General features: G+C 55.5%; 19 protein-coding genes. 12 read left to right on the plus strand and 7 right to left on the minus strand.

All coding sequences use genetic code 11. The features are described from left to right. Positions 1-39 precede the first annotated feature (39 nt). The 3 genes from dxs to V8L70_RS10710 all read right to left on the minus strand — a co-directional run bounded on the left by dxs (position 40) and on the right by V8L70_RS10710 (position 3219). Entirely contained in the window at positions 40-1965 is a 1926-nt protein-coding gene (gene dxs, locus V8L70_RS10700; RefSeq protein WP_336269357.1) for a 1-deoxy-D-xylulose-5-phosphate synthase, read from the minus strand. A 76-nt stretch (positions 1966-2041) separates the two neighbouring features. Next, the gene (locus V8L70_RS10705; RefSeq protein WP_336269358.1) at positions 2042-2935 is read right to left on the minus strand and encodes a farnesyl diphosphate synthase; all 894 of its coding nucleotides are present in this window, start codon (positions 2933-2935) and stop codon (positions 2042-2044) included. Further along, a complete protein-coding gene (locus V8L70_RS10710) occupies positions 2929-3219 on the minus strand; it encodes an exodeoxyribonuclease VII small subunit (protein WP_336269359.1) in 291 nt (96 codons plus the stop codon). Before V8L70_RS10710 ends, V8L70_RS10705 begins: the two co-directional genes overlap by 7 nt. 250 nt (positions 3220-3469) lie before the next feature. Here V8L70_RS10710 and serA point away from each other — a divergent pair, with 250 nt between their 5' ends. Then, entirely contained in the window at positions 3470-4714 is a 1245-nt protein-coding gene (gene serA, locus V8L70_RS10715) for a phosphoglycerate dehydrogenase (RefSeq protein ID WP_336269360.1), read from the plus strand. Positions 4715-4798: 84 nt separating this feature from the next. Here the strand turns inward: serA and V8L70_RS10720 are convergent, their stop codons facing one another. After that, positions 4799-5488, minus strand: coding sequence for a pirin family protein (locus V8L70_RS10720; RefSeq protein WP_176303913.1), 690 nt, complete (start codon positions 5486-5488; stop codon positions 4799-4801). Between the two features lie 185 nt (positions 5489-5673). Between V8L70_RS10720 and trhO the strand changes: the two genes are divergently transcribed. From trhO to ybiO, 5 genes are all read left to right on the plus strand, one after another. Next, complete coding sequence (gene trhO / locus V8L70_RS10725) at positions 5674-6627, plus strand: oxygen-dependent tRNA uridine(34) hydroxylase TrhO (protein ID WP_336269361.1); 954 nt, start codon at positions 5674-5676, stop codon at positions 6625-6627. Between the two features lie 87 nt (positions 6628-6714). Next, on the plus strand, positions 6715-7536 hold the full coding sequence (locus tag V8L70_RS10730) for an enoyl-CoA hydratase (protein WP_336269362.1): 822 nt from the start codon (positions 6715-6717) through the stop codon (positions 7534-7536). A 147-nt stretch (positions 7537-7683) separates the two neighbouring features. Then, positions 7684-8505 carry an IclR family transcriptional regulator domain-containing protein gene (locus V8L70_RS10735; RefSeq protein ID WP_008956120.1) on the plus strand — a complete coding sequence of 274 codons (822 nt, stop codon included), beginning with the start codon at positions 7684-7686 and terminating at the stop codon, positions 8503-8505. Positions 8506-8521: 16 nt separating this feature from the next. Further along, positions 8522-8953 (plus strand): YqaA family protein, encoded by a 432-nt coding sequence (locus V8L70_RS10740; protein WP_336269363.1) that lies wholly within the window; start codon positions 8522-8524, stop codon positions 8951-8953. 119 nt (positions 8954-9072) lie between these two features. Continuing rightward, positions 9073-11460 carry a mechanosensitive channel protein gene (gene ybiO, locus V8L70_RS10745; RefSeq protein ID WP_101146840.1) on the plus strand — a complete coding sequence of 796 codons (2388 nt, stop codon included), beginning with the start codon at positions 9073-9075 and terminating at the stop codon, positions 11458-11460. 122 nt (positions 11461-11582) lie between these two features. Here ybiO and V8L70_RS10750 read toward each other — a convergent pair whose 3' ends face one another. Then, the gene (locus V8L70_RS10750) at positions 11583-12329 is read right to left on the minus strand and encodes an SDR family oxidoreductase (RefSeq protein WP_101146839.1); all 747 of its coding nucleotides are present in this window, start codon (positions 12327-12329) and stop codon (positions 11583-11585) included. A gap of 173 nt (positions 12330-12502) precedes the next feature. Here V8L70_RS10750 and folK point away from each other — a divergent pair, with 173 nt between their 5' ends. Both folK and V8L70_RS10760 read left to right on the plus strand, forming a co-directional pair. Continuing rightward, the gene (gene folK, locus V8L70_RS10755) at positions 12503-12949 is read left to right on the plus strand and encodes a 2-amino-4-hydroxy-6-hydroxymethyldihydropteridine diphosphokinase (RefSeq protein ID WP_101146838.1); all 447 of its coding nucleotides are present in this window, start codon (positions 12503-12505) and stop codon (positions 12947-12949) included. A gap of 74 nt (positions 12950-13023) precedes the next feature. Next, entirely contained in the window at positions 13024-13845 is an 822-nt protein-coding gene (locus tag V8L70_RS10760; protein WP_101146837.1) for a flagellin N-terminal helical domain-containing protein, read from the plus strand. A 25-nt stretch (positions 13846-13870) separates the two neighbouring features. Here V8L70_RS10760 and V8L70_RS10765 read toward each other — a convergent pair whose 3' ends face one another. Continuing rightward, positions 13871-15424: a BCCT family transporter gene (locus V8L70_RS10765; protein WP_101146836.1), complete on the minus strand. Its 1554-nt coding sequence runs from the start codon at positions 15422-15424 to the stop codon at positions 13871-13873. 391 nt (positions 15425-15815) lie between these two features. On the opposite strand from V8L70_RS10765, the gene V8L70_RS10770 reads away from it, so the two are divergent. From V8L70_RS10770 to V8L70_RS10785, 4 genes are all read left to right on the plus strand, one after another. Then, complete coding sequence (locus tag V8L70_RS10770) at positions 15816-16874, plus strand: ABC transporter substrate-binding protein (protein ID WP_336269364.1); 1059 nt, start codon at positions 15816-15818, stop codon at positions 16872-16874. A 2-nt stretch (positions 16875-16876) separates the two neighbouring features. Next, a complete protein-coding gene (locus tag V8L70_RS10775; protein ID WP_336269365.1) occupies positions 16877-17659 on the plus strand; it encodes an ABC transporter ATP-binding protein in 783 nt (260 codons plus the stop codon). Between the two features lie 60 nt (positions 17660-17719). After that, complete coding sequence (locus V8L70_RS10780) at positions 17720-18490, plus strand: ABC transporter permease (RefSeq protein WP_336269366.1); 771 nt, start codon at positions 17720-17722, stop codon at positions 18488-18490. Positions 18491-18563: 73 nt separating this feature from the next. Beyond that, positions 18564-19310: an outer membrane protein OmpK gene (locus tag V8L70_RS10785; protein WP_336269367.1), complete on the plus strand. Its 747-nt coding sequence runs from the start codon at positions 18564-18566 to the stop codon at positions 19308-19310. A 28-nt stretch (positions 19311-19338) separates the two neighbouring features. Here the strand turns inward: V8L70_RS10785 and V8L70_RS10790 are convergent, their stop codons facing one another. Then, the gene (locus V8L70_RS10790; protein ID WP_336269390.1) at positions 19339-20067 is read right to left on the minus strand and encodes a DUF481 domain-containing protein; all 729 of its coding nucleotides are present in this window, start codon (positions 20065-20067) and stop codon (positions 19339-19341) included. Positions 20068-20203 lie beyond the last annotated feature (136 nt).

Raw genomic sequence — 20203 nt, forward strand, 5'->3', positions numbered from 1 at the left:
TAAAGGTAATGCCGGATGGCAACCGAATAGCAATAAGTTTTAGGGCAGCCGGACGCGAATAGCGCGCTCGATGCCTTCAATATCCAACTGGCAGTCGGCAAGTAGCTGCGCTGGCGTGCCGTGCTCGACAAAGGCATCCGGCAGGCCGAGATTGAGCACTTCCACCTGCACGCCTTCGGCGAGGAGCAATTCATTGACAGCGCTGCCTGCGCCACCCGCAATTACGTTCTCTTCCAGTGTTACCAGCAGTTCATGCTCGTCGGCGGCGTGTAGCACCGCATCCCGATCGAGTGGCTTGATGCTGCGCATATTGATATGGGTGGCATTGAGCCGTTCGGCGACGTCGGCGGCAGCGCTATTCATGCTGCCAAACGCCAACAGCGCAATGCGAACGCCGTCGCTTGAGGTGCTTCGGCGTACCTCGGCTTTGCCAATCGTTAGCGGCTCAAGGTGGGCGGGAATCTCCACGCCGGGGCCAGTGCCGCGTGGGTAGCGCACCGCCGCGGGGCCAGGATGATGATAGGCAGCACTGAGCATGGCGCGGCATTCAGCTTCATCCGCTGGGGCCATAATCACCATGCCGGGCACGCAGCGCAGGAATGAGAGATCCATGCTGCCGTGGTGCGTGGGCCCGTCTTCGCCCACTAAGCCTGCACGGTCAATGGCAAAGGTGACATCCAGATTCTGCACCGCCACATCATGAATCAACTGATCATAGCCGCGCTGTAGAAAGGTAGAGTAAATTGCCACCACTGGTTTCATGCCTTCGCAGGCCATACCTGCCGCGAGCGTCACGGCGTGCTGCTCTGCAATCGCGACATCGAAATAGCGTTGTGGGTACTCTTTAGAGAAGCGAATCAGGTCGGAGCCCTCGCGCATCGCGGGGGTAATGCCCATCAAGCGCGAATCGGCGGCGGCCATATCGCAAAGCCAGTCGCCGAACACATTGCAGTATTTTTTCTTGGCTGCGGCTTGTTTAATAATGGGTTTTTTGGCGGCGCCGTTACTGTCAGCGGTGCTGGGCTTTTCCAGCTTGGTAATGGCGTGATAGCCAATCTGGTCGGCCTCGGCAGGCAAGAAACCTTTACCTTTTACCGTTTTGATATGCAGGAACTGCGGGCCGTCGAGGTCGCGCAGGTTTTCAAGCGTATCGGTTAGCGCGTTGAGGTCGTGACCATCAATGGGGCCAACATAGTTAAACCCCATCTCCTCAAACAGCGTGGCGGGGCTGACCATGCCTTTCATGTGCTCTTCGGTGCGCCGGGCAAGCTCAAGCGCGCCGGGCAGGTGAGAAAGCACTTTTTTGCCCTCTTCGCGTATTTTGAGATAGGGCTTGCTGGAGAGCACGCGGGCAAGATAGGTCGCCATGCCGCCGACGTTTTCGGAAATCGACATTTCGTTGTCGTTAAGCACCACCAGCAGGTTGGCGTCTACGTGGCCTGCGTGGGCCAGGGCTTCAAAGGCCATGCCGGCGGTTAGCGCGCCGTCGCCAATGATTGCACACACGTGCCGCTTATTTCCCTGTGCCTTGGCCGCCAGCGCCATACCCAACGCCGCCGAAATCGACGTGCTGGAGTGGCCGACACCAAAGGTGTCGTACTCGGACTCGGCGCGGCGCGGAAACGCTGCTAAACCACCGTGCTGACGAATACTCAGCATCGTCTCACGACGACCGGTCAGGATCTTATGCGGATAAGCCTGGTGGCCAACGTCCCAGACTAAACGATCATGGGGCGTATGGAAGGCGTGGTGTAAGGCAACGCTTAACTCGACCACGCCGAGCCCGGCGCCAAAGTGGCCACCCGACACGCCCACGCTATATAACAGGTAAGCACGCAGCTCATCAGCCAGTTGGGCGAGCTGTTGGTCATTCATGGCCCGCAGGGCAGCGGGGTGATCAAAGGAGTCGAGCAGCGGCGTCACGGGGCGCTCACGGGGAATCTCGTCGAACAGCTTCATGGGCATGTTTTCATAGGCATGTTTTCATGGGTATTGTATTCAAGAGCATCATATTCAAAGACATCGTATTCAAGGACATCGTTTAGTAGTCACGCTCAATCATATAGTGGGCTAAGTCAGCCAGCGGTGCAGCACGTTCGCCCAGAGGGGCGAGCGCGGCGATAGCCTCGTCAATCAGGCTGTGCGCTTTACGTTGAGCGCCCTCTAATCCCAGCAGACTGGGGTAGGTGGGCTTGGCTCGGGCGGCATCGGCGCCTGACGTTTTGCCTAGGGTCACGGTGTCGCCGGTTACGTCCAGAATGTCATCGTGAATCTGAAAGGCTAGACCAATGGCGCGCGCGTAGCGAATAAGCGCGGTTAAACGGGGGTCATCGTCTGCAACGGCTACTAAGCCGCCGAGGCGCACAGCGGCAACAATCAGCGCGCCGGTTTTATGGGCGTGCATGTGGGCGAGGGCATCGACATCCGGGTGGCCACCAACGGCGTCTAAATCCAGCGCCTGACCCGCCACCATGCCGTCGCGGCCAGCGGCTGAGGCAAGCGTATGGACTAAACTGCCCAGTCGAGGATGCGCGGTACTGGCCAGCACTTCAAACGCCAGTGCCTGCAGGGCGTCGCCAGCCAGAATCGCGCTCGCTTCATCAAAGGCTTTATGCACGGTGGGCTGGCCGCGGCGCAGGTCGTCGTCATCCATCGCGGGTAAATCATCGTGGATCAGCGAGTAGGCATGGATTAACTCAATCGCCGCGGCGGGAGCATCCAACGCCTCGTCGTCTGCCCCAAGTGCATAACCGGCCATGTACACCAGCAGGGGGCGCAGGCGCTTGCCTCCCGCTAGCAAGCCGTGGCGCATGGCCGCCTCAAGCCGTGGCGCTACCGCCGGGCGGCTATCAAATAGTGCCGCCAGGGTGGCGTCTACGCGGCTATTGCTGCGGTGGCGCAGGGTGGCAAGCTGGCTCGGCTGGGTGGCTACCATGGGGGCGTCTCCTTGCTCTCTTCGTCGGCCGCATCCTTGGGGTCGTCGGGGCCAGCAAAAGGCGCCACATTCAAGCGGCCTTCGCTGTCTTCACTCAGTGCACGCACCTTAAGTTCGGCGCTATCCAGCCGCTGCTGGGCATCGCGGGTTAGCCGCACGCCCTGTTCAAACGCGGTCAGCGCATCCTCCAATGAGAGCTCGCCTGACTCAAGACGTTCAACGATGGTTTCGAGTTGCTCAACCGTCGTGGCAAAATCCTGCGGAGGTGATGTGGTGTCGCTCATTGGGGTATGCCTGCCAACCGGTATGTTTTTTAAAATAAGCTGAAATAGGCCCACAGTATACACCGACGCCAGGGGGTGACGTCTGCCTTTCCACCGACGCTTATGGTAACGACTTGCGGTTCATTCATTGTCAGTACGCACACTTTTCATCATCTTGACCCGGCGTGAATGGGGCGGTCTGTGCTACGATATGCGCCTCCCGTGAACCGATACACGGCGCATGCCGCCGACCATAGAGGTTGATTCAGCCATGGCCAAAACGTCCCTGGACAAGAGCAAGATCAAGATCCTGCTACTCGAGGGCGTCCACCAAAGTGCGGTGGACAATTTTCACAACGCAGGTTATGAAAATATCGAGCATCTGCCCACATCGCTTGATGAAGAAGCGCTGATCGAAAAGATTCGCGACGTTCACTTCATCGGCATCCGTTCCCGCACACAGCTGACTGAGCGTGTGTTCGAGGCAGCAGAGAAGCTGGTCGGCGTTGGCTGTTTCTGTATCGGCACCAATCAGGTCGATTTAACCGCCGCGCTTACGCGTGGTATCGCGGTGTTCAACGCGCCGTACTCCAATACCCGCTCGGTGGCCGAGCTGGTATTGGCAGAAGCAATCATGCTGCTGCGCGGTATTCCTGAGAAAAACGCCCGTGCCCACCAGGGCGGTTGGTTGAAATCAGCCAAGAACTCCCATGAAGCGCGCGGTAAAACGTTAGGCATCGTGGGCTACGGCAGCATCGGTGCGCAGCTTTCCGTGCTGGCGGAGTCATTGGGTTTCAACGTGATTTACTACGATGTGATCACCAAGTTGGGAATGGGTAACGCCAGCCAGGTCACAAGCCTAGAAGAGCTGCTGGGTCGCTCCGATGTCATCAGCCTGCACGTGCCTGATCTTGCCTCTACCCGCTGGATGATCGGCGCAAAAGAGATTGCCGCCATGAAGCCCGGCGCGATCTTTATTAATGCCTCCCGCGGTAGCGTTGTTGAAATTGAACCGCTTGCCGAAGCGCTTAAAGTGGGCCATCTCAACGGTGCGGCGATTGACGTCTTCCCGGTAGAGCCGAAAGGCAACGAAGAAGAGTTCGAAAGCCCGCTACGCGGCCTGGAAAACGTGATCCTGACCCCGCATATCGGTGGTTCTACCCTGGAGGCCCAGGAGAACATCGGTATCGAAGTGTCAGAAAAACTGATCACGTATTCGGACAACGGCACCACGGTGACCTCGGTCAACTTCCCCGAAGTGGCGCTGCCTGCGCACCCCGACAAGCACCGTTTACTGCACATCCACGACAACGTGCCGGGAGTGCTGTCGCAAATTAACCGCGTGCTGTCTGAAAATGGCATCAACATCTCGGGTCAGTACCTACAGACCAACGAGAAAGTTGGCTATGTGGTTATCGATGTCGATAAAGCTTACGGCCCACAGGCGCTAGAAGCGTTGCGTGAAGTCGATCACACGCTGAAAATTCGTGCGCTCTACTCGTCACAAAACAGCTAAAGCCTTTATTAAATAAGTTGGCTGTAAAAACGGCGCCTCGCAAGAGGCGCCGTTTTGGTTGGTGCGGTTTAGTCAACGCGGTGATCAAGCCAAATCAAACAGCAGCACTTCGCCTGCTTCTTTGCCGGTGAGGCTAATCGACTCATCTGGCGTAAACGCCGCAGCATCGCCTGCGCCTAGCGTCTCGCCATTCACTTCCATTTCACCGTTCACTACATGCAGCCAAGCGTGGCGCGAAGGCGGCGCGGTTGGCTGTTCGCCAGCGTTAAACAGGCCCGCGTACAGGTTCACGTCCTGATTAATGCTCACGGAGCCTTCGCGGCCCTCTTCAGAAACCACTAAACGCCACTGGCCTTGACGCTCGGCGGTAGGAAACGCTTTCTGCTCGTAGCTGGGTTTAATGCCGAGCTGCTTGGGTTCAATCCAAATCTGCAGGAAGTGCAGCTCGTTTGTCTTGGAGTGATTGAACTCGCTGTGCAGCACGCCGGTACCCGCTGACATGCGCTGCACGTCGCCCGGTCGCATTACCTCGCCATTGCCCATGTTGTCTTTATGCTCCATCTCACCTTCCAGCACGTAGGAGATAATCTCCATATCCCGGTGAGGATGGGCACCAAAGCCATGGCCGCCCGCGACGCGGTCTTCATTGATCACGCGCAGGGCGCGAAAGCCCATATGGTTGCGGTCAACGTAGTTGGCAAATGAAAAGGTATGGAATGAGCGTAGCCAGCCGTGGTCGGCGTAGCCGCGCTCGTTTGAACGACGAATAATCATGCTGTACTCCGAGATTATGTGATGTGGAATAGTGACAATATACGCCTCGTTGACGCCGCGTGGGGTGAAGGTTTCAGTACGTTTCTGTCGAATAAATCGACGTTTTCAGCGCCAGGTTGCGCTAGAATATGCGCGTCTTAATAACCCGGTCCGTCCTTTACGAGGATGACTACCTGGAGCTTTACATGTCAGTACCCATCCAAATGCCGCCCATTGTGGTCGCGGCGCTGTATAAATTTGTCACCCTGAACGACTTCGAAGCGCTGCGCGAACCGCTTCACCAAACCATGCTCGATAACGGCGTTAAAGGCACTCTGCTGCTCGCTAAAGAGGGCATCAACGGCACGGTGGCGGGCAGTCGCGAAGGCATTGACGGCCTGCTTACCTGGCTGACCGCCGACCCGCGTCTGGCCGATATTGATCACAAAGAGTCCTATTGCGACGAAACGCCGTTCTACCGCACCAAGGTCAAACTCAAAAAAGAGATCGTCACCCTCGGCGTGCCAGATATCGACCCCAACGACACCGTAGGCACCTACGTCGAGCCGGAAAACTGGAACGACATCATCGCCGACCCGGAAGTGCTGGTGATCGATACCCGCAATGATTACGAAGTGGCGATAGGCAGCTTTGAGCGGGCGATAGACCCTAAGACCACCACCTTCCGTGAATTTCCTGAGTACGTGCGCGAGCACTACGACCCGGAAAAGCACAAAAAAGTGGCCATGTTCTGCACCGGCGGTATTCGCTGCGAAAAAGCCTCCAGTTTTATGCTCAAAGAGGGCTTTGAAGAGGTCTATCACCTGAAAGGTGGTGTGCTGAACTATCTGGAAAAAGTCCCGGAAGAGCAGTCGCTATGGCGCGGTGAGTGTTTTGTGTTCGATAACCGCGTGACGGTGCGCCACGACTTGAGCAAAGGCGAGTTTGAGCAGTGCCACGCCTGCCGCATGCCGATCTCCGCCGAGGATATGCAGTCATCTGCGTATGAACCGGGCATTAGCTGCCCCCACTGCATCGACTCGCTGCCGGAGAAAACCCGCAACGCTGCGCGTGAACGCCAGCGCCAAATTGACCTCGCCAAAGCGCGCGGCGAGCCGCACCCGTTAGGCCGTGATACCCGCTTAATGAAAAAATCCTGATAAAAATGGTCTAGCGCACAAGTATTGCACGCAAAGCTTGTGCGCTAGACTGATGGGCACTGTGTTACTCACATTCAGGAGTTCACCATGCCCACCACCTCTGACGGATCCTTTTCTGAAGAGCTATCTTCACCTGCCACCATCCTGCAACGCCTTGACCAGCAGGGCGTCACAACGCTGACAATGAGCGCGCCAGAGCGCTTTAACGCGCTTTCGGAAGCCATGCTGCAAGCCCTCCACGATGCCTTCGCCGATATCGCCGACGATAGCAGCGTGCGTTGTGTGGTACTTGCCGCCGAAGGCAAAGCCTTCTGTGCTGGCCATGATCTTAAGCAGATGCGCGCTAACCCCGATAAAGCCTATTACCAAACGCTCTTTGCCCGCTGTGGCGAAGTGATGCAGGCCATTGTGAATCTTCCTGTGCCGGTGATTGCTAAAGTTCAGGGCATCGCCACTGCCGCGGGTTGCCAACTGGTCGCGAGCTGTGATCTGGCGGTGGCGGCGCGCAGCGCTCGCTTTGCTGTTTCTGGTATCAACGTTGGGCTGTTTTGCTCCACCCCAGCGGTGGCGCTGTCACGTAACGTTGCCCGTAAGCGTGCCATGGAAATGCTGCTGACGGGTGAGTTTATTAGCGCCGAGCAGGCGGCGGAATGGGGGCTGATTAATCGTGTGGCCGAAGATGATGCGCTGGATGAGACAACGGAAGAACTGACCGCCAGTATCTGCGCGAAAAGCGCCGTGGCGGTGCGAACAGGAAAAGCCATGTTTGCCCGTCAGCTCGCCATGCCGCTTGATGAAGCCTACGCCTTTGCCGGCGAAACCATGGCCTGCAACATGTTAGCCGAGGATGTGGGCGAAGGGATTGATGCGTTTATGGCTAAGCGGCCACCGCAATGGCGACATCGCTAAGATAACGCCATTGAATGAATGGAATTCGTTTCCGTAAACGCGACAACGGCTGTGTTGGCACGTTATCCTGACGCCCTTTATGTTTTCAGGGAAGGCGCCGTCAGCAAAGGCGTTTTCAGGTAGGAGCGCCTTTTAGGAGATAGTCAGGTGAGTGAAGCCAAGCGCAGGACGGTCGGTCGTCCGGCGAATACCGCCAAAGCCAGCGGCGGGCACAGCCAGTCGCTGGTACGCGGCTTAACGCTGCTGGAGTATCTTGCGGCGAGCCCCCTTGGGCTCGCCCTTTCGGAAGTGGCGGAAATGGCCGAATTAGCGCCATCGACCACCCACCGCTTGTTACAAGCACTGCAAAGCCAGGGGTTTGTCACCCAGGAGAACGAGCAGGGCCTGTGGCGAATCGATGTCAAAACCTTCCGCATCGGCAATAGCTTTCTTGAAGCGCGCGACGTCGTGGCCACCAGCCGGCCATTTTTGCGCCGCCTAACGGCCGAAACCGGCGAAACCGCCAACCTGGGTATCCGCGATGGGGAAACGGCAGTGTTTCTCGCCCAGCATGAGTCGCCCCAGATGATGCGCATGATCACCCGTCTTGGCTCCCGCGCACCGCTGCATGCCTCCGGAGTCGGCAAGGCGTTGCTGGCGTGGATGCCTAATGATGAGCGCGCTCAATTGCTGGATGGCCGCGAGCTGGCAAGAGTGACCGCTAATACGCTTTATCAGCCCGAGACCCTGCAAGAGGAAACCCAGCAAATTCGTGCTCAGGGTTTTGCCTGTGACCGTGAGGAGCACGCGATCGGCCTGCACTGTGTGGCCGCCTGCGTCTTTGACGAACACAGTACCCCGCTGGCGGCGATTTCCGTTTCAGGTCCCATGGCGCGCATCCCTGAAGCGCGGCTGCTAACGCTGGGTGCACTAGTTCGCCAAACGGCCGATGAAATCACCCAGCAGTTGGGCGGCCAGGTGCCACGTTAACGAGGTTCGCTAATTAATGCTGAGCCTTTTTTTTGTCGCCTTCGTCAGCGCGACGCTGTTACCGGGTGGATCGGAAGTGTGGCTGGCGCGGCTGTGGTGTATGGGCGAACCACCGCTGGCGCTGTGGCTAGTCGCCACTACCGGCAATACCCTGGGCAGCATGATCAACGTTGCATTAGGCCGCTATGCCCGCCAGTTTCAAGATCGCCGCTGGTTTCCCGCCTCGCCAAGTAGCCTAGCCCGTGCAGAGGGTTGGTATCACCGCTTTGGTGAACTGAGCCTACTGGTTTCATGGGCGCCGATTATTGGCGACCCCCTTACCGTGTTGGCCGGCGTGTTCCGGCTGCCCTGGTGGCGGGCGCTGGCGTGGATTGTGATCGCTAAGGGCGCCCGCTACGCTGTGATATTACTGCTCGCGCACTATTGGCTAGCGCCACTGTGTCAGTGAAACGTCTTATTAATTAAGGCATGTTACCCTGTACAACTTTTTAACAAGCTGCACAGGCAGTGTAGAGTGTAGGCAGCCGTTAGATTGAAAAGAACACTCACCCAAAAGGAGGTTAAGGTGTGAAGCCACTTCGTTTACTACCCTGGCTAGGTGTCTGGCTGTTGGCAATGATTGCCCTATTGGCCACGCCAGCCATGGCACAGAGCACGCCGAGTGAATCGGCCAGCGCCGAAGGCACGGCATCATCAGAAGCCTCGGCCCCGACATCTTACGAGGCGCTGGCCAATTTATTGGAAGATGAGCAGTCGCGCCAAGAGTTGATTGAGATGTTGCGCAGTCAAGCCTCAGCGCTGCCCGAGGGAATTGCCAATGAGCTTTCGCCAGAAGCTGCCGCTCAAGGCAGTGAGATAGCGCCGGAGGATGTCTCGTTGCCGCGCCAGCTAGCCGAACTCACTAGTCGTGTGGTTAGCGACGTGGGCGGGCAGTTTGAGCAAGTGGTTGGCATTGTAGGCGGGCTGTTCGCCGGTCAAGAAGCCGATAGTGTCTTTGACATGGCCGCGTTCACCAGTGCGGCGATTAATCTGGGCCTTGTGATTGTCGCGACATTTGCGATGTTTATGATTTTCAGGCGCTTGGCGAAGCCGCTGTTTACGAAAATCAGTGGCTGGTCGCTGAACGGTAGTAACTTAACACCCGTGTTGCGCTTGATTACCTGTGTGGCCATTGCGGCGGTGATAGATGTACTGCTGGTAAGCGTTTCCTACGTAGGCGGCAACCTATTAGCTACCTTTGCGATTGGTGAAGCGGGTGAGCTGTCTACCCGCGCCTCCCTATTCTTAAATGCCTTCCTGGTCATCGAGTTGCTCAAAGCTGGGGTGCGGATGCTGTTCTCTTCACACTATGAAGGGCTGCGCCTACTGCCTATTTCGACCCAGGAAGCGTCCTATTGGAACCGCTGGTTGGCGCGTTTGATTGGCATGGTAGGTTACGGCCTGATGGTCGTGGTGCCGTTGATTAATTTCTATGTGGCGGCGTCGTTAGGCCAGGCAGTCGGCACGCTGATCATGCTGTTGGCGTTTATTTATGCCGTGGCAGTGGTGCTTAAGAACCGCCTCCGCATTCGCAATAACTTGAATGATATGGCGGCAAAATCAACCTTAACCGCCAGCCGTGTTTCCCTGCAGCTATTTGCCCGCACTTGGCACCTGTTCGCGCTGCTGTATTTCTTAATCGTGTTTGTGCTGACGTTAACGCGGCCCGGCGATGCGCTACCCTTTGTGATGTTTGCCACCCTGAAGTCCCTGGCCGCCATCGTGGTCGGACTGCTGGTGTCGTCCTTCCTTACCCAGACCATTGGCCGCCGTATCACGCTGTCAGACGACCTGCGGCGCAAACTGCCGCTGCTTGAAAAGCGTCTGAATAGTTACGTTCCCAATGCACTGCGTGTGCTGCGTACCGTCATTCTGATCGTGGTCATCATGATGGTGTTGAACGCCTGGGGCGCGTTTGATCTAGCCGCTTGGTATGCCTCTGAACGTGGTGCCAATTTGGTCGGCAATTTGATCAGTGTCGCGGTAATTTTGATTGTCGCGCTAGCGGTGTGGCTGGGGCTGGCGAGCCTGATCGAGCATAAACTCAACCCGGAAACCGGCTACGGCGAACCTTCCGCGCGGGCGAAAACGCTGCTTAGTCTGTTCCGTAATGCGCTGGCCATCGCCATGGTGACCATTACCGGCATGATTGTGCTGTCGGAAATCGGCATCAATATTGGCCCGCTGATCGCCGGTGCTGGTGTACTCGGTCTGGCGATTGGTTTTGGCGCGCAGAAGCTGGTGCAAGATGTTATTACCGGGGTGTTTATTCAGGTAGAAAATGCCATGAACACCGGCGATGTCGTAACGGTAGGTGGCGTGACAGGTACCGCCGAACGGCTCAGCATTCGCTCGGTCGGCATCCGCGACTTGTCTGGCACCTATCACATCGTGCCGTTCTCGAGTGTGGACACCGTTTCCAACTACATGCGTGAGTACGGCAACCATGTGGGCGAATACGGTATTGGCTATAACGAGAGCATCGACGAAGCTATTGAGCAGCTCCAATTGGCCTTTGAAGATCTCAAAGCCAGCGAAGAGTACGGGAATAAGCTGCTCGCTGACCTAACCGTGGCTGGCGTGGTGGCCCTGGCGGATAGCTCCGTGAACATTCGTGTGGTGATCAAAACCACGCCGGGCGACCAGTGGGGTGTTGGCCGCGCTTATAATCGCTTGGTGAAGTTGCGCTTTGATGAGGCGGGTATTGAAATTCCCTTCCCACACACCACGCTCTACTTTGGTGAGACCAAAAATGGGAAGACACCACCTGCCAATGTGCGGGTCTTGGAGTCAACCGCTAAAGAGAAGGATGTGGAAGAGAAGCCCATCGAGCAGGAAGAGAGCCAGGCGAGTGTTCAGCAAACCCGTGAACCCGATCATCTTAAGCCTGACCACGATGACGTCGATGAAAGGTAGTGTGTGATTGACGACACCGTAAGCATAAGCGAGGCCGCCTTAGGGCGGCCTCGTTGCGTTTTAACGACGCTCATTGTTAGGGGCTGCCGCTTCTTAAAGAAGCATCGGCTTATAACGCATGCTTATAATGTATAGTTTTCCGAGTGTCGCCCCTCAATATTGATTGATTCCCCGCCATCGACAAACAGAATTTGCCCAGCTACAAAAGTATTGTCCAACAAGTAATACAGTGCTTGTACAAGGTGGGCGGGTTCTCCCTGCTGTTTCAGCGGAATGCCTTCAATACGCCACTGCACATAGTCACTGGTGCGCTGGGAGGCAGGCAGCACCACGCCAGGGGCAAGGCCATTAATGCGAATACGCGGGGCGAACTCAAGCGCCGCCATGCGGGTCATCTCCGCTAAACTCTTTTTCGATAGTAAATACGCCGCATACGGGTATTGGTGATAGGCCACTTTGTTATCAATGATATTGATCACCTGGCCCTCTTGAACCACCTCGGCAAAGTGGCGCGTCAGCAGTAGCGGGGTAAACATATTGACTCGGAACTGAGCTTCCAGCATCGCCAGATCCGTCCCGGCAATCGGTGCAGGCTCATAGGCGGAGGCGCTATTCAGCAGCAAATTAAGCCCTGGGAAACGCTGCTTTGCCGACTGTATTAAGACGTTTAGGTCGTCGTTTAAAAAATCGCAGTGAAATATTTCACACTCTCGTCCTTTGGCGCGAATACCGCTGGCGACCTCTTCAGCCTCTTCGCGGGAGTGATTAACGTGCAGTGCAATGTCATACCCCGCGTCGGCCAATGCTTCAGAAAAGTATCGGCCCAAGCGAGTGGCACCGCCGGTGACCAAAGCAGCTTGTTGATGCATAAAGCGTTCCCTATCGTTTTATGGATATGCAAAACTCTCTGCGTGAGTGCAGCGTTTGTCAATAACTTATACAGAGCTTGAACATGGCAGGGGCCTGGAGGTATTTATAACGCTGGCTCACAATAGGGTAGTTCCATGTTTCCTAGAAAACGCCACTAACATAGGATGTCGCCATGCCCCCCACGACATTGCCTAGCGAACAGGCTGTCTCCCTTCATGAATGTTTGATCTCCCTGGGGTCCAATATCGACCCTGAGCACTATTTTGATCAGGCGCTAACGATCCTTAGCCAGGAGTGCAAGCTCTTGGCGCGCTCAAAAGCGATACGCACAACACCGGTAGGTTATCAGCAGCAGCCTGATTTCTTAAATGCTGCACTATTAGTCAGCACTTCACTTGAGCAAGCAGCGTTTCGTGCCTATCTCAAGGAAGTGGAAGACCGGTTGGGTCGAGTACGCGGCGCGATTAAGTCGGGGCCACGCACGATGGATCTCGATATGGTGGCGTGGGATGGGGAAGTTGTGGATGAGGGTTACTACCAGCATGACTATGTCAAAGTACCGGTCGACGAAGTTCTCGCTAGCAGCGGCCGCACCCTTGAGCCAGTAAAACGCTTATGATTTTTATGGCTAGGCCGATAGTAACGTTATAGCCGCCAGCGTCTGGGTCGGTTAACTTCCTCCGGAGGCGTGCGTTGCTCAGCCTTAATACCAACCTGATGTCGCTTACCGTGCAAAATAACCTGCGCGGCAGTCAGCAAGCCATGCAGACCGCTATGCAGCGCCTCTCATCCGGGCTGCGTATCAATAGTGCTAAAGATGACCCGGCGGGACAGGCGATTGCCAACCGCATGACGGCGCAAATCAACGGTATGACTCAGGCAATTCGCAATACCAATGACGGCATCTCCATGGTGCAAACGGCGGAAGGCACGCTCAATCAGATTAACGATAACCTGCAGCGCATTCGCGAACTAAGAGTACAAGCGGCCAACGGCACCAACTCGTCTGATGATCTTGTCTCGATTCAGGACGAGATTGACCAGCGCTTGGAAGAGATTGACCGCATCGCCGAGCAGAGTAACTTCAATGGCATTGGACTGGTTAATGAGACTAAATCATTAAACATTCAGGTTGGCGCGAACGCTGGCGATAGCATCGCGGTGCGTTTTGAAGGTATGGACTTGCAGGGGTTGGCGCTGGAAGGCTTAAGCGTACTGGATGATGGCAATGGGACGGAAAAACCTATTGATAGGGTGGATGAGGCGATTAAGCGGCTAGATCGTCAACGCAGCTATATGGGCGCCGTGCAGAACCGTTTTGAGAGCGTGATCGATGGCCTCAATAGCAATATTATCAATACCTCCGCCGCCCGCTCGCGTATTCAGGATGCCGATTACGCCCAGGAAGTCTCAAACCTGATTCGCGCACAGATCCTTCAGCAAGCAGGTATCGCTATGTTGGCCCAGGCCAACCAGCAGCCGCAGATGATTTTGCGCCTACTGGAAGGGTTATAAAGTAGCCAGGGCCAGAGCGGCTTACCTATTCAATAATGCCCTGTTCGCGGGCCATGGCGTAGGCCGCTTGAGGGCCATTCCAGAGCGATGGCAGCAGTATCAACGACACCGGAATGGCGGTGATGACGATAAACTGCTGCAATGCGCCAATCTGACCGGCACCCATATAGAGCAGTACCGCTGCCATTAGCGCCATAGCGATGCCCCAGAAGGCTCGCATTACTGGGCTGGGGTTGTCATGACCCGCACCGACCACAGCAATGGCATAGCTCATTGAGTCGCCGGTGGTGGCTACGAAAATCGTCGTCAGCACTAAAATTGCCAGTGCCATCCAGGTGCCGCCGGGCAGCGCCTGGGCGACGGTCAGCGTCGCGACATCAAACTGAAAGTTATTAAGTGCTTCGGTTAAATCAATCACGCCAGTGAGCTGGTAATAGATACCCGAGCCGCCGAGCAGGGTAAACCAAACGGTAGTGGCGATAGGGGCGAGAATCGCCACCGCCACAATCATTTCGCGAATGCTGCGACCGCGGGAAATTCGCGCCACAAAAATGGCCATCACCGGTGCGTAGCCGATAAACCAGGCAAAGAAAAACACCGTCCACCACTGCATCCACCACGCAGGGGCGGTTTCAGCGGTCATGGTCGCCATGGTAAAGAATTCGCTGATATAAGCGCCCATACCGGAAACGTAGCTATTGACCAGGAACAGGGTTGGGCCAAAGACAATAATCACCGCACCAATGGCCAGCGCCAGCAGCACATTAAACCGGCTAAGTATTTGAATGCCTTTATGTACGCCGCTCATGGAGGAGAGCACGTAGATGCTGGCAAGTATGCCCAGAATAATCAGTTGGCCGGTATAGCCTTCCGGCAGGCCAAACAGCTCATGAAGACCAAAACTAACCTGAGTGGCCAGAAAGCCAATCGGGCCAACCGTGCCCGCCACCAACGCAATCACACAGCAGGCGTCGACTAAACCGCCCAGTGGACCACGCATTAAGCGCTCACCGAGTATCGGGTAGAGCAGCGTACGTGGTTGCAGCGGCTGGCCTTTTACGTAGTGCGCATGCGCGAGAACCACGGCAGTTAATGACCCCAGTACCGCCCAGGCCATAAAACCCCAGTGCATAAAGGATTGGCCTAGCGCACCAGAAACAGCTTCGGCAGTGCCCGCTTCGCTATCAAAGGCGGGCGGCGTTACTACAAAGTGATAAATCGGCTCACCTGCGGCAAAAAATACGCCACCACCCGCCAACAGAGTGCACAAAATGATCGAGAGCCATTTAAACGTGCTCATTTCTGGTGCATCTAAATTGCCGATTTTCGCTTTTGCAGCTGGCGTCATGGCTAAACCGATGGCAATAAAGAACGTCATCAAAAGTAGTAGCTGAAAGTAGCTACCTAAAACTAACGCCGTCCACGCGAAGCCTGCGCTGATGCTATCCGCCACCAGCGCTACGTCGTAAAACGACAGCGCCAGAAAAGCGACAATAAAGCCGATACTCAAGATCAGCACAATAGGATCGCCAAGCGAAAACCGTTGAGAGCCCTCAGCGTTGGGGCTTGGTTGGGTCATATCAAATTACCTTATGGGGAGCAGGAAGGAGCGGAAATCTAGCCTATCAAAGTGCGTCGTTAAGCATGTCATGCACGAACACAGAGAAATTACAGATAAAAAAAAGCGCCATTCATTGAATGGCGCGAGGACAGGAAACTGCGCTCAGTATAACGCCAATATAGACCAACGTCTAATAAAGTTACTAGTTTGGTGCGTAATGCAATTTAAGTGCACCCTAATAAAGCGTGGGGCATTGGGAGCAAGTGCTGGGGCATGGGAAAACCTACTAAATACTCAATTAGTTAATGTAAATAGCTTTTAAGTAATTGAATTTAATTGGGTTGTAAAAAAATGGCAGTGTTCATGCTAAATATATAGCATGTTTTTTTGTATACAAAGTGAGCTCGCCATGAACGCTTCATTGTCAGTTATTCGAAGGTTGAAACGCACTGCACTAGCAGGCGCTAGTGTTTTTTTGTGGTTGCCTACTCTGGGGCAGGCCGAAGAGACAACGATTCGCTTTCAACTAGATTGGCGCTTTGAAGGGCCTGCGGCGCCCTTTCTAATGGCTGAAGCCCGTGGCTACTTTGCAGATGAAGGTCTTGATGTACAAATTGATTCTGGCAGCGGCTCCGCGGGTGCGATTAATCGCGTTGCCTCTGGTGCTTACGAAATGGGATTTGGCGATCTTAATGCGCTGGTGGAATTTTTAGCCGAAAACCCTGATGGCCCCGGCATCAGCGGTGTTTATATTGTATACGACGGCACGCCTGCGGCTGTTTTTGCCCGTAAAGATAGCGGTATTGAAAGCCCGGCAGATTTAGCCGGTAAAACCATTGCCGCGCCCGCTTTTGATACCGGCTACCGTGCCTGGGGGATTTTTGCCGAGGCCAATGATCTGGAATCCGACGCCGTTGAATGGCAGAACGTTGACCCCTCTCTACGCGAAACGCTGCTGAGCCGCGGTGATGTGGATGCCATCACCGGTTTCTACTTCACTAGCCTGCTCAATCTTGAAGAGCGTGGCATGAGTGAAGAGGAACTCACCATCATGCCGTTCCCCGATTATGGAGTGCCGCTTTACGGCAATGCCATTATCGCCAGCGATGAGTTTGCTGAGGAACATCCTGACGCCGTGCAGGGCTTTTTGCGGGCCTTCAATCGCGCCCTGGGGGAAACGCTTGAAGACCCAGAGGCGGCGATTGAGTATGTGCGAGCGCGCGATAGTTTAATCGATGTGGACATGGAAACCCGGCGCTTGAAACTGGCACTGGATAGCGTGGTCGACACCCCGGATGCACGCGAGTATGGCGTTGGCGGTGTTAATGAAGAACGCTTGCGCGAAGCTATTCAGCTGGTTGCCGATGCCTATGACCTACCGACGCTGCCATCGCCTGATCAAGTGTTTGATTCACGCTACCTCCCGCCGAGCGATGAACGCCAACTGTTCGATCAAGAAGGCGAATAAGAATGGTGGCTGGTTTTGTTACTTTTGACAACGTGAGTCACGCCTACGATGGCAGCGGCAATGCTATTGAAGCGATCGATTTGAGCATCCACGAGGGTGAATTTGTGGCCTTCGTGGGCCCATCCGGGTGTGGCAAATCCACCTTCATGAAACTGTGTACGGGTCTTCAATCGCCTACTGGCGGCGCCATTAAGGTGGACGGCGAGCCAGTGACCGGGCCGCTTAAAATATCGGGCATGGCGTTTCAGAACGCGAATCTGCTGCCCTGGCGCACCACTCTCGAAAATATCTTGCTACCGCTGGAAATCGTTAAACCCTACCGCTATCAGTTTCGCAAACGACGTGAAGAGTTTGTCGGTTGGGCACGCAAGCTGCTCAAAACGGTCGGGCTTGAAGGCTACGAAGACCAATACCCCTGGCAGCTTTCCGGTGGCATGCAGCAACGTGCATCGATTTGCCGAGCGCTGATTCACCAGCCGCGCTTATTAATGCTCGATGAGCCGTTTGGTGCGCTGGATGCGTTTACCCGCGAAGAGCTGTGGTGCGTGCTGCGCGACCTGTGGGAAGCGCAGCGTTTCACCGTCGTGTTGGTAACCCATGACCTGCGCGAAGCAGCCTTTCTCGCCGATACCGTCTACATCATGAGCCGCCGCCCAGGACGGGTGATCGAGCGTCGCCAAATCGAGCTGCCCCGCCCCAGGGCGTTGGAAACCACTTACCAAAAACCCTTTATTGATCTGGTGCAGGAACTGCGCGCCCAGATTGGCGAAGTGCGCAGTACTTAATGGCAGTAGTTAATAACCGTACTTAATAAACGTACGTAGCACTTAATGAAAGGCGCACTTATGACGAAAAATAATCAGTTAATTGAAAGGCTGGCGCCCTGGATTGCAGTGGTCGCACTGGTCGTCATCTGGGAAGTCACGGTGCGGGTGTTTGATGTGCCCAGCTTTATCTTCCCCAGCGCCCTGGAAACCGCCCAAGCGCTGGTGACCTACGCCGGGCCTATCGCTATGCACTCCTGGCAAACCTTCTGGACCACGCTGATCGGCTTTGGTCTGGGCGTCGCGGTGGGGTTGGTGTTGGGCTTTATTATCGGCTCGTCACGCTTTCTATATAACGCCTGTTACCCGCTGCTAGTGGGCTTTAATGCCATTCCCAAAGTGGCGTTCGTGCCTATCTTAGTGGTCTGGTTTGGCATCGGTTCGGTACCGGCGATTCTTACCGCCTTTTTAATCTGCTTCTTTCCCATTGTGGTCAACGTCGCGACTGGCCTGGCAACGCTGGAACCTGAGATGGAAGACGTGCTGCGCGTACTGGGTGCGCGGCGTATGGATGTGCTTTTGAAGGTCGGTTTACCGCGTTCGCTGCCGTACTTTTTTGCCTCGCTAAAAGTGGCGATTACCTTGGCCTTTGTAGGCACGGTAGTGTCGGAAACCGTCGCCTCCAATCAAGGTATCGGCTACTTGATGATGAGCGCAGGTTCGCAAATGCGCATGGGGCTGGTATTTGCCGGGCTGCTGGTGATTAGCGCCATGGCGATGGTGATGTACGAACTGTTTGCCCAATTAGAAAAACGCATGACCGCCTGGGCCCATCGTGGTCAGGGGCGTTAACTGCCGCAGCGGCAACGTATCGTTGTGGTATTGACTCGCTGGCATTGTCAGCTTTTATGAACGAGGGGAACGCATGAATTATTTATCCACAGCCGGTTTAATCGCTGCCATGTTGATATCACCGTTTGCATCGGCTGAGAAGTTGTTTTCAGACTCGAGTATCTCACTGCTGTATAGCGATCAGTATCAAGCATTTGGCAGAGAGGAACGCACCGATACTTACGTAACGTTTGAGAACGTCACCGCGCACGACTGGGGTGGCACCTTTCTGTTTGTAGATCGCAATCAGGGGAGGGGCCGGGCCGATGGCGACGACGACCTGTACGGCGAATTCTCCCCGGCGCTAAGCCTTGGCTGGCTGAGCGGCGTTGATTTGCAGCGGGGGTTGCTTAAAGACGTATCGCTGGCGGGCACTTACGAATTTGGCGGCGGCACCGATGCCAACAATATCCTGACGGGCGTTAGCTTTGCCTGGGACGTGCCAGGAACCCAGTATTTCAATAGCACGTTCTATTACGTGAACAACAGTGAAATCGCCGATGACCTGCAGCTGACGCTGACCTGGGGAGCGCCTTTCGAGGTAGGGGCGTCGCGCTTCTTGTTTGATGGCTACATCGATTACTCGTCGGCGGCGTCGGATCATGCCGCAGAGTTTCATTTCAATCCGCAGTTGAAACTTGATTTGGGCCACTATCGCGGCCACCCAGGCGTACTTTACGCCGGGATCGAGTACTCGTACTGGCACCATAAATATGGCCTTGCCGACGATGTCATGGACACCGAAAGCGCCGTCAGCGCGCTGGTTAAATTCCACTTCTGATCGTCAAGGGGGAAGCGCCGCCCAGGCGCTACCAACGATAAAGCAGCGACGCGCTGGTCGTGCTGTCGGTGCGTTCGCTGGTGTCATCAGGCGGCTGAGAGTTGTGCTTGATTTCGTGGGATAGGCGCAGCGACAGCTTCGAGTTCAGCCGAGCGGTGAGCGCCGTTAGCGAACGCGACGTCGTGTTCTGGTCGGTATACTCAAGCGACATTTCCTGCTCGATATCGGCGTAGTCAGAAAATTCCCAGCGGTAATCCAGCGCGGTGTAGGTCACCATCAAGCGCTCATCGTCGTAATCGCGCAGCCGGTCATGGCGATAGCCAGGGCCCGCTTCCAGCGACAACGTATGGGTGTCATTCTCAAGAATCTGGCGTCCATAGCCGCCAATCGCTGATAATTGCTGGTCGTAACCGGCAAAGCGATCCTTCTCCCAGCGGGCAAACCCAAACAGGTAATGGGGGCCATCCAGCTCATAGCGTTCGCGTCCTGCGACTAGGTACTGCTCGGCGCTGGTTTCGTTATCCTTACTCACATTGCGCACTTCACCACGCAAGGAGTAGGTAAACTTACCAGTCAGCCACGTCAGCCGCGTTTTGCCGATCAAGGTTTGACTATTGGTATTGCCTGAAAGGTGGGTAAAACCAAGCTCTGCATTGCCGCTAAACACGGGTGCATCTTCCGTAGGCGGTGGTGGGGCATAAAACGGGTTGGCATAGGCTGCGGTTAACCACAGTGGCCAGCAGGCCAGCAAGAGCATCCATCGAACGGTTCTCACAACAATAGCCACTACATCCCTCCTTGGTTTAGGCAATCGAACATTATATCAGCGAACGAAGGCCTAGGTTGACGGCGATTAACGCCGTCTGCTGGCGCGTGCCATAATGGCGCGGTCA

The sequence above is a fragment of the Vreelandella arctica genome, assembly GCF_037070215.1.
GTDB lineage: Bacteria > Pseudomonadota > Gammaproteobacteria > Pseudomonadales > Halomonadaceae > Vreelandella > Vreelandella arctica.

Coding starts and splice junctions, on each gene's coding strand:
- serA (WP_336269360.1), top strand. CDS start 3,470: ATGGCCAAAACGTCCCTGGACAAGAGCAAGATCAAGATCCTGCTACTC.
- V8L70_RS10775 (WP_336269365.1), top strand. CDS start 16,877: ATGGTGGCTGGTTTTGTTACTTTTGACAACGTGAGTCACGCCTACGAT.
- V8L70_RS10750 (WP_101146839.1), bottom strand. CDS start 12,329: ATGCATCAACAAGCTGCTTTGGTCACCGGCGGTGCCACTCGCTTGGGC.
- V8L70_RS10765 (WP_101146836.1), bottom strand. CDS start 15,424: ATGACCCAACCAAGCCCCAACGCTGAGGGCTCTCAACGGTTTTCGCTT.
- V8L70_RS10720 (WP_176303913.1), bottom strand. CDS start 5,488: ATGATTATTCGTCGTTCAAACGAGCGCGGCTACGCCGACCACGGCTGG.
- V8L70_RS10710 (WP_336269359.1), bottom strand. CDS start 3,219: ATGAGCGACACCACATCACCTCCGCAGGATTTTGCCACGACGGTTGAG.
- V8L70_RS10705 (WP_336269358.1), bottom strand. CDS start 2,935: ATGGTAGCCACCCAGCCGAGCCAGCTTGCCACCCTGCGCCACCGCAGC.
- trhO (WP_336269361.1), top strand. CDS start 5,674: ATGTCAGTACCCATCCAAATGCCGCCCATTGTGGTCGCGGCGCTGTAT.
- V8L70_RS10770 (WP_336269364.1), top strand. CDS start 15,816: ATGAACGCTTCATTGTCAGTTATTCGAAGGTTGAAACGCACTGCACTA.
- folK (WP_101146838.1), top strand. CDS start 12,503: ATGCCCCCCACGACATTGCCTAGCGAACAGGCTGTCTCCCTTCATGAA.
- V8L70_RS10730 (WP_336269362.1), top strand. CDS start 6,715: ATGCCCACCACCTCTGACGGATCCTTTTCTGAAGAGCTATCTTCACCT.
- dxs (WP_336269357.1), bottom strand. CDS start 1,965: ATGCCCATGAAGCTGTTCGACGAGATTCCCCGTGAGCGCCCCGTGACG.
- V8L70_RS10790 (WP_336269390.1), bottom strand. CDS start 20,067: ATGCTCTTGCTGGCCTGCTGGCCACTGTGGTTAACCGCAGCCTATGCC.
- V8L70_RS10785 (WP_336269367.1), top strand. CDS start 18,564: ATGAATTATTTATCCACAGCCGGTTTAATCGCTGCCATGTTGATATCA.
- V8L70_RS10780 (WP_336269366.1), top strand. CDS start 17,720: ATGACGAAAAATAATCAGTTAATTGAAAGGCTGGCGCCCTGGATTGCA.
- V8L70_RS10740 (WP_336269363.1), top strand. CDS start 8,522: ATGCTGAGCCTTTTTTTTGTCGCCTTCGTCAGCGCGACGCTGTTACCG.